Raw genomic sequence first — 7,292 nt, 5'->3', positions numbered from 1 at the left:
TTGGCTTGATCATTCCGAGTATCATGGAAATGGTTGTTGTCTTGCCTGCACCATTCGGTCCGAGCAATACTGTTATTTGACCTTTCTCAAATGATAGATTCATATGATCAACGGCGCAGTAATCGCCAAATTTCTTCACTAGATTTATACATTCAATGGCCTTTGTCATTTTGTACTAACCTCCGCTAATTTCTTCTTCGTTACTTGTTGTCCTCATTATATTGAAAAAGCGCGAGACTCAATTAGTGTGGGTTGTCACAAGCCGGATATTACAAATGTCAGAAAAAAGAAAGCAAAAAAAGAAGGACCTCTAGGCCCTTCATCAACATAACGTGCATTTAACACTCTTTGATTGAGGTGTCTTGCTTTGTAAGCTTGTAGCTAAGGATTCTCCTACATTTTTAATCGAACACAGCAAAAAAACACAACCTCTGAAGTGACCCCATGAATGATTCAACGGACAATGCGGGTGTAACAGGCTATCAGGTGTTCGGAAGGCGCGACATTAGTAGCTACAGTTTCTGGCTCAACGCCATTTGGGGAGATGGATAAGGCATAAATGAACTAGGCACTCTACATGATGGATGTAGAGTGCCTAGTTTTATAGTAGTTTCATTCTGTTACGGTCGTCTTTGGGGAATCAGTTTTTAACGTTTCCAGTCTTTTGGCTTGCTCAAACGCTCTATGTAAAAACTCTTGTGCCGATAAATCTTCATAATCCCAATTCATGGCCTCAATTGCAATCGGGCCTGAATAGTTCGTTTCCGCAATTTTTTTCATGGTTGTAGACCAATCAATCGTGCCGTCAAGGGGCAACCCGTGCTGGGCATAACTTCCGTTATTATCATGTAAGTGTAGTGCCATCAGCCGAGACCCGTACATGGATAATAAATCTTTCTCCGGATAATGGCGGTAGTGATGTCCACTGTCATAACAGAATCCGATACGCAGGGAATCCACTTGCTCCAGCACATATGCCAAATTGGAAAAGTTCCATAAATTCTCCATTGCAACATTGACACCAAGCTGTTCAGCTTTGTCAGCAATTCTCTTGATTCTATCCAGTCCCAATTCGTTATATGGATTGTCTTCGCCCGGCAAGTGCACAACCATTGTCGGAATCTCAAATTCAGCACAATCTGCAACACATTGCAGATAGCATTCAGCTGCCGCTTCACCTTCCAGATTGTCAAGCCAGAGGTTGTTTTCGTTTTGGATTGGTGTGTGGATATTTTCTATAAATAGACCCGCTTCTCGCGCGATTTGCGGCCCGTTACGATAATCGTTTCGACCAAAGCAGTCACGACCAAAGCCATCACTCCACCATATTAAAACGCCATCAAATCCAGCTTCTTTTATTAACTGATAACGCTCTTGATTGGGCAATTCACAGCCAAACCAGTCATAAATGGTAATCATAAACCTCTTCCCTTCTTGTTTTCCTAAAACTAGTCTGCTACAAAAGCGACACCAATAATATAATACATGCTATAGCGAAAATTCCGTAACACCCTTCTTATAGGCATATTTCAGAGTATATGTTTCTTCATTCCCATAGGACATTGTAGCGATTTTTATTCGAGTATAATCAAGTCGACCCTCTCTTAACACTCTTTTCACCAAGGCAATACTTCGTTCTTCTTCCGTAACAACACAAAATATATTAAGCGCATATTTCTTCGGGTCGGAAATGCATTTCCCCATGTCAAACCCATCTACATAGCCTAAACCAGCATCTGCTAGAGATATTTCTAAATATTCCATTACTTTTTCTCTTAACCAGTGATCACGTTGGCTGCCTTTTGCACTTTTCAGAGGATACTGTACCACTAACCAGAATTGTTCACTCATTCCAGATCACCAGCCAATCTACAGTTCATATTTAACCTGATCGCGTGAGCGAAGATCCGTCCACCCAGGATAATCTCATATAAATAATGTCCACTAGAAAATTTCTCCGTAAGTCTCCTAATTCCTTCTTGCTTTGAGTATCAGTCCTGCCTCCTCTTTCCAAGTCATTCCCAAATAATACGTTACCGCTGATCACTAAATTTCCACAAACTGAATCCTTAATGTTCACGCAATAAGCTTCTATGTATTTCCTTTTATTGTTCCAGGATTTGTGTTTTATTAAATATAGAATGAAGCTATCCTAATTTCACGTTTACTACCTAACTGAAGGAGATCTCTACATGAAACAGCCATTAAATATCATCCCAGAACAATGGAAAAGAACGGGGATTGTCACGATTGGCGGTCTACTTATAGGAGCAGGATTTGCCGACTGCCTGATTGCCATGAATTCAATCGATTTAAATCAAATCGCTAGAGGGTTAACGATCTTTAGTGCGGGTCTGACCATCTTAGTCGTAATGGATAACTCCAAAACACAAAAACAGACCGAGAAACTCCAAAAAGAAACGCAACTTCGAATGGAAAGAATAGAATATAAGCTGAACGCCCTCCATCAATCCCAACAAATAACGAATTCACAGTTTCTTGAGATCAAAGAGCTGATGCATCAATCCAATTCGGAGATCTAATACTCAATACTTTGTTTCAGATATAAATATAAAAACCCGCTCAATGAGCGGGTTCTATGTATGGAGGCGAACCGTGGCTTGGCAAATTCACAATTCGCCGACGCATATTGCTGAGATTATTTCGGGTAATGACCCTAGGTACCATATGAATCGCATTCTATTCATTTTAGACTTTAAACTTCATAACAAGTGCTTCAGCTTAAAGAGAATTTTTGCTAATCAAAACTAAAGAGCTCTGCTTTGCAGTCATATCGTTCACTGCTTTAACTCCTGCAAGCGAATCTTCAGCTATAGTTGCCATTTCGGAAACAGATGCTGCAATTTCTTCAGAGCCTGCCGCCATTTGTTCGCTACAGCGGAAACCTCCTGAACTTTCTAGGTCACTTTCTGAGCGGATTTCAATATGTTCTTAAACTATCAATTGCTTCTTCCATCTTCTTTTGCCCCGTCAATACTTCACTCGTCACTTGCTTCATAGCATGTTCTGTTTCTCGAGAGTCTTTCTAAAACTGTTGCGGAGCAAAATAGAGGAAACAAATAAAAAAGCTGTTGATTGTTACCGGAAACAACCGCTACCTTTTTCCCCTGCATAACCGCCAGATTTGCAAGAATGTTTAAGATCGTCTGGGTTTTACCCGTGCCCGGAGGGCCTTCGATAATACTGATGGTGCTTTTTAAAGCCTGCTCAAGCGCGGTCCTTTGACTCAAATTGTACCTGAACGGGAAAATCGGTTCGCTTGCAACCGAGATATCGGTCTTTATAGGTTTTTTCAGAAGATAATGACTCAAAGCACTATCAGGATCTACGTAATGTAGTTTTGCAAATTGCTTTGCCAAAAAAGCTTCTTTGTTCTCCTGTTCATCCTCACTCTTCGCATGTTTTGAAATCGCGCGCCAATAGTCCAGAATCTGACGCCCTTCAGCGTTCTGGGTGCTACTGCTTCTAACTTGAATACGTCCACTATCGTAGGTACGAATACTCCCGTTTTCAAAACAAACGCGGATCTTAGGTCCGAAATCTAGCACCCGTTTTACATTATAAAAAGGATAATCATCGTGAAAAACAGCCATATCCTCTGTTATGTCCTGAACGGTCGGCGTCAGTAACTGTATATCATTGAGTTGATAAGGATAAGCCTTGGAAGAACCTTTATATATAATCCTTACTATTGGGGGATCCATTTCATATGAGGATACATCCTCTGTCTTGTCATCACCTTTAACGATGATCATAAATCTCTCTTTGTCCATAGTAGCCTCTTTTGTATGTATAGTCGATGTTATATACAGATATTTCTATGAATTGGGTGAATATCCCTGCAGTGTGGAGGGAATTTAGAGCGAAGATGTCTTATGGGGAGCTGTATGCGTGTGAAATTTGTTTTTGTTATATCCGATGTAGGGGCTGATAGTCAATATTTTTCGGTATTAAAAAAAGACACAGTTCGTGTCTTTACGGCAGTTCTATGAGTGTTCTTACTGATCACATTACTCAGAGTACACCTCGATGATCATCGTCGCTCCCAGCCTAAAACCATCAGTAAAAGAAGCCGCCATTTCCAGCCCTTGTACTTGTCGATACAAATCTAATAACTCCTCAAGCTCATGAAAATCATCATCGGAAAGCCTCTTCTTCCAGGCATCCATGGACTCGGATATTTGCCGACTCAATTGGCGATACTGAGGGTCGGTGGAAACAGCCTTCTCTACAGGATTTATGTTCCCGTAATATAGGGATTCTAGGAAGCTTGGCATGGGATTCTCCTCTTCTCATTGTGTTAAGTTACTTATTAGATAATACTACCATATGCAATTTCAATATGTGGTACGGGTATACGTATAGTTGCAAGAGAAGAGTGTATTTCTTAATATTTGATTCTGTATGTTGTTACAGGAAAAACAACCAATCTTTAGAACGCGTTCTACCTCATTTTAACTTTCGAAAAAAGTATTCCTTATAGGTACAGGAACGATTGTCCGAAGGGAAAATAGGTAATGTCCGTGACCCTTTCTCATGTGGAAGCGTTGCATGAAATTCGCGGCTAAGAATATTGTATTCAATTGTCAATTAGCTAACATTGCAGTAAGAAGCCACACCATTTGGTTCTACCTATTCATTGGAGTTAAGAACGTCCGTGATTATTGGTGATTGTCACAGGCATCCTACGCTTTAAATGGCCTGCACTTCAAGATGGATGCAAGAAAGCCGAAAATTTTACAGTGGATATGGTTAACCATCAATTCGATCGTCAACAAACGGCTGCGATCATTGAAGCTCACTGCACCACGATTCCCAAATCATAAATCTAAGCCTTTACTCAAGTGACCCTTTTTTCATTTGACGATGTCTGTATCTGTATTTAGCTATAAAGATACGCCAGCAAAGCTTCATAAGATTTGGAACAGAGTGTGCGTTTTCTTTGAGATAGGACAATGCAGAACGGTTTCCTCGTTTCGTATTGCATTCGCTGCATGAAGCGATCAGGTTTTGCGGAAGATCCGAGCCGCCTTTGCTTGAGGGGATAATATGGTCCACTGTCGTGGCGTGGCGTCCGCACCACAAACAAGTGTGATGATCTCGTTTCAGTGCAGCTTTTCGATAGTACCGAAATAAGAACGGATTATAAAGCAATTGGATCGTCTGCTCATCAATCCAGACAGCTCGCGCTCGCTCAACTTCCCGCCAAGCCCGATGGGGTAAACATGGTGTTAGTTGTTGACCATCCTTATTGAGTACCGTTATCAATGGTTCCTCTCCATCATGACTATGATTCATCGATTTCACTCCATCTGTACGACATGTTCTAACCTATAGTATTAATATAAAACAAAAACACCATCCTCATGCGGATGGTGTTCTTTATGATGGAACCGAGGTGAGTCGAACCTCTGTCCGAAGATAACGACAACACAAGCTTCTACGGGTGTAGTGACAGATTTGATGTCACTCTAGGGACTCCCTGTCACCGGATTCCCTTCAGGTCAGCCTAATTATCTTCTTCAGGCTAGCCCCAGGCGGAGACTAGACAGCGTATCCCACTAAAGTTGAGCCCTCATCCCGGTACAATGGCGATACAGAGCGAGAGCACGCTCACAGGTTATTAAGCTCCGAAAGCGTAGTTGCTTTGTTGTTTGCTGTTTAATTGACTTTAGAGTTGATGAAATGGACGCATCCGACCACAATGAGCCAATCCGTGAAGTTACACGCAAGTTAGATATAGGGCCTTACGATGCATTAACAACATCTACTGACAGCTTGAAGGTATCTGCTGAGGGCACCTCCTACTAAATTGAAAGTTACGTGCAAGTTAACATCACTTATGCCCAGTAAGGCACATACTTTCATATGTTTTGGAGCTGTATCAGGTTCTTTCGGTTTCACCTTTGCTGCTTCTACTGAATCCTTTATTATCCTTGAAGAAATGGAGATTTCTATAACCCAAATTCCTTCAAATCGTCAATTAATCGGCTACGAAGATAATTGTGAATCTGCCATTCAACGAGTCAAACGAGATACAGGCATAGTTAATTTCGATGGTTGTTATTTTTGCTGTAATGCATGTCATAAAGGTTAACTTTTATTCTCACGCAAAAAAGCGACCATTACGGCCGCTTTTTTATAGTATGTATGGAGGCGAGGGGAGTCGAACCCCTGTCCGAAGATAACGACAACACAAGCTTCTACGGGTGTAGTGACAGATTTGATGTCACCCTAGAGACTCCCTGTCACCGGATTCCCTTCAGGTCAGCCTGATTGTCTTCTTCAGCTAGCCCCAGGCGGAGACTAGACAGCGTATCCCACTAAAGTTGAGCCCTCATCCCGGTACATGGGCGATACAGAGCGAGAGCACGCTCACAGGTTATTAAGCTGCGAAAGCGTAGTTGTTTTGTTGTTTGCCGTTTAATTGGCTTTAGCGTTGATGAAGTGGACGCGTCCCCACTACCCGCTACTCATGCCCGAACTATCCCCGTCGAATCCAAAAACGCCCCCTTAAGTTGGAGAAATGCCGGTGTTTTGCACCTTAGCGTTCCTGCCAAAAAGGGCTATCGGATTAAATCAAAGAATGTATTCAGTCATAGCAGTCAATCTATTGCGCATTCTTTCCCTCCAAGAAAGGAATACGCAGGCTGTATGCTGATTGTCAAAGATCTTTATTGATCTCTCTTACATCACTTAGTATATCACATTTTACATCAAAATGATATATACATTGCAGGTAACACAGCTAAAAGCTGCCATCCTGCTAGTTGCTCCATTACCTTGCAATCTTCTGCTTCTCGCGCAGCGCACGCTGGATATCGCGCTGTGCGTCCTTCTTCGCGGCATCGGCGCGCTTGTCGTACTGACGCTTACCTTTACCGAGGCCCAACAATAACTTCGCGTAGCCGTTACGAATGTAGACTTTCAGCGGTACAATCGCGTAGCCGTCCTGTTTGGACAGGCCCAGCAGCTTGCGGATCTGCTCCTTGTGCAGCAGCAGCTTCCGTGTTCGCGTAGGATCCGTCGGATTGTTACGGTTCCCTTGCTCGAACGGGCTGATATGCATGTTATGGATATGAATCTCGCCATTCCGAATGGTTGCGAACGCATCTCCAATATTGGCACGGCCGTTCCGTATGGATTTGATCTCCGTTCCGGTCAACACCATCCCGGCTTCATACGTATCCTCGATGAAATAATCATGGGAAGCTTTTTTGTTCTGGGCCAGAACCTTCCCGTCACTTTTCTTACCCATGGTCTCACCCCTT

The 7,292-nt window shown here is 42.5% G+C and carries 8 protein-coding genes and 2 other RNA genes; 1 reads left to right on the top strand and 9 read right to left on the bottom strand.

Annotated elements, in window-relative coordinates; all coding sequences use genetic code 11:
* The 3 genes from CRG97_RS33440 to CRG97_RS01495 form a co-directional block, all read right to left on the bottom strand.
* On the bottom strand, positions 1–103 hold a 103-nt coding region (locus CRG97_RS33440; RefSeq protein ID WP_237566256.1), incomplete at its 3' end, for an ATP-binding cassette domain-containing protein.
* 509 nt (positions 104–612) lie between these two features.
* The gene (locus CRG97_RS01500; RefSeq protein WP_098741428.1) at positions 613–1,419 is read right to left on the bottom strand and encodes a sugar phosphate isomerase/epimerase family protein; all 807 of its coding nucleotides are present in this window, start codon (positions 1,417–1,419) and stop codon (positions 613–615) included.
* A gap of 69 nt (positions 1,420–1,488) precedes the next feature.
* Positions 1,489–1,851 (bottom strand): hypothetical protein, encoded by a 363-nt coding sequence (locus CRG97_RS01495; RefSeq protein WP_076322596.1) that lies wholly within the window; start codon positions 1,849–1,851, stop codon positions 1,489–1,491.
* Between the two features lie 341 nt (positions 1,852–2,192).
* Between CRG97_RS01495 and CRG97_RS01490 the strand changes: the two genes are divergently transcribed.
* Positions 2,193–2,543: a hypothetical protein gene (locus tag CRG97_RS01490; protein ID WP_098741427.1), complete on the top strand. Its 351-nt coding sequence runs from the start codon at positions 2,193–2,195 to the stop codon at positions 2,541–2,543.
* Between the two features lie 456 nt (positions 2,544–2,999).
* Here CRG97_RS01490 and CRG97_RS01485 read toward each other — a convergent pair whose 3' ends face one another.
* From CRG97_RS01485 to smpB, 6 genes are all read right to left on the bottom strand, one after another.
* Positions 3,000–3,794: an AAA domain-containing protein gene (locus tag CRG97_RS01485; protein WP_237566244.1), complete on the bottom strand. Its 795-nt coding sequence runs from the start codon at positions 3,792–3,794 to the stop codon at positions 3,000–3,002.
* 237 nt (positions 3,795–4,031) lie between these two features.
* Positions 4,032–4,298 carry a DUF6809 family protein gene (locus CRG97_RS01480; protein ID WP_098741426.1) on the bottom strand — a complete coding sequence of 89 codons (267 nt, stop codon included), beginning with the start codon at positions 4,296–4,298 and terminating at the stop codon, positions 4,032–4,034.
* A 559-nt stretch (positions 4,299–4,857) separates the two neighbouring features.
* Positions 4,858–5,319 carry an HNH endonuclease gene (locus CRG97_RS01470; protein WP_098741425.1) on the bottom strand — a complete coding sequence of 154 codons (462 nt, stop codon included), beginning with the start codon at positions 5,317–5,319 and terminating at the stop codon, positions 4,858–4,860.
* An 87-nt stretch (positions 5,320–5,406) separates the two neighbouring features.
* Positions 5,407–5,742: a transfer-messenger RNA gene (gene ssrA, locus CRG97_RS34145) on the bottom strand.
* A 427-nt stretch (positions 5,743–6,169) separates the two neighbouring features.
* Positions 6,170–6,534: a transfer-messenger RNA gene (gene ssrA / locus CRG97_RS01460) on the bottom strand.
* Positions 6,535–6,799: 265 nt separating this feature from the next.
* Positions 6,800–7,279, bottom strand: coding sequence for an SsrA-binding protein SmpB (smpB, locus tag CRG97_RS01455; protein ID WP_023966984.1), 480 nt, complete (start codon positions 7,277–7,279; stop codon positions 6,800–6,802).
* Positions 7,280–7,292: the final 13 nt, after the last annotated feature.

The sequence above is a fragment of the Paenibacillus sp. EZ-K15 genome, from assembly GCF_002573715.1.
GTDB lineage: Bacteria > Bacillota > Bacilli > Paenibacillales > Paenibacillaceae > Paenibacillus_AQ.
Note: the sequence above shows the minus strand (reverse complement) of the source record. Positions and strands in the feature narration are given on the sequence as shown.

What these genes read in the sequence shown, in the direction of transcription:
- CRG97_RS01500 (WP_098741428.1), bottom strand. Translation starts at nt 1,419, where the DNA reads ATGATTACCATTTATGACTGGTTTGGCTGTGAATTGCCCAATCAAGAG.
- CRG97_RS01485 (WP_237566244.1), bottom strand. Translation starts at nt 3,794, where the DNA reads ATGGACAAAGAGAGATTTATGATCATCGTTAAAGGTGATGACAAGACA.
- CRG97_RS01470 (WP_098741425.1), bottom strand. Translation starts at nt 5,319, where the DNA reads ATGAATCATAGTCATGATGGAGAGGAACCATTGATAACGGTACTCAAT.
- smpB (WP_023966984.1), bottom strand. Translation starts at nt 7,279, where the DNA reads ATGGGTAAGAAAAGTGACGGGAAGGTTCTGGCCCAGAACAAAAAAGCT.
- CRG97_RS01480 (WP_098741426.1), bottom strand. Translation starts at nt 4,298, where the DNA reads ATGCCAAGCTTCCTAGAATCCCTATATTACGGGAACATAAATCCTGTA.
- CRG97_RS01495 (WP_076322596.1), bottom strand. Translation starts at nt 1,851, where the DNA reads ATGAGTGAACAATTCTGGTTAGTGGTACAGTATCCTCTGAAAAGTGCA.
- CRG97_RS01490 (WP_098741427.1), top strand. Translation starts at nt 2,193, where the DNA reads ATGAAACAGCCATTAAATATCATCCCAGAACAATGGAAAAGAACGGGG.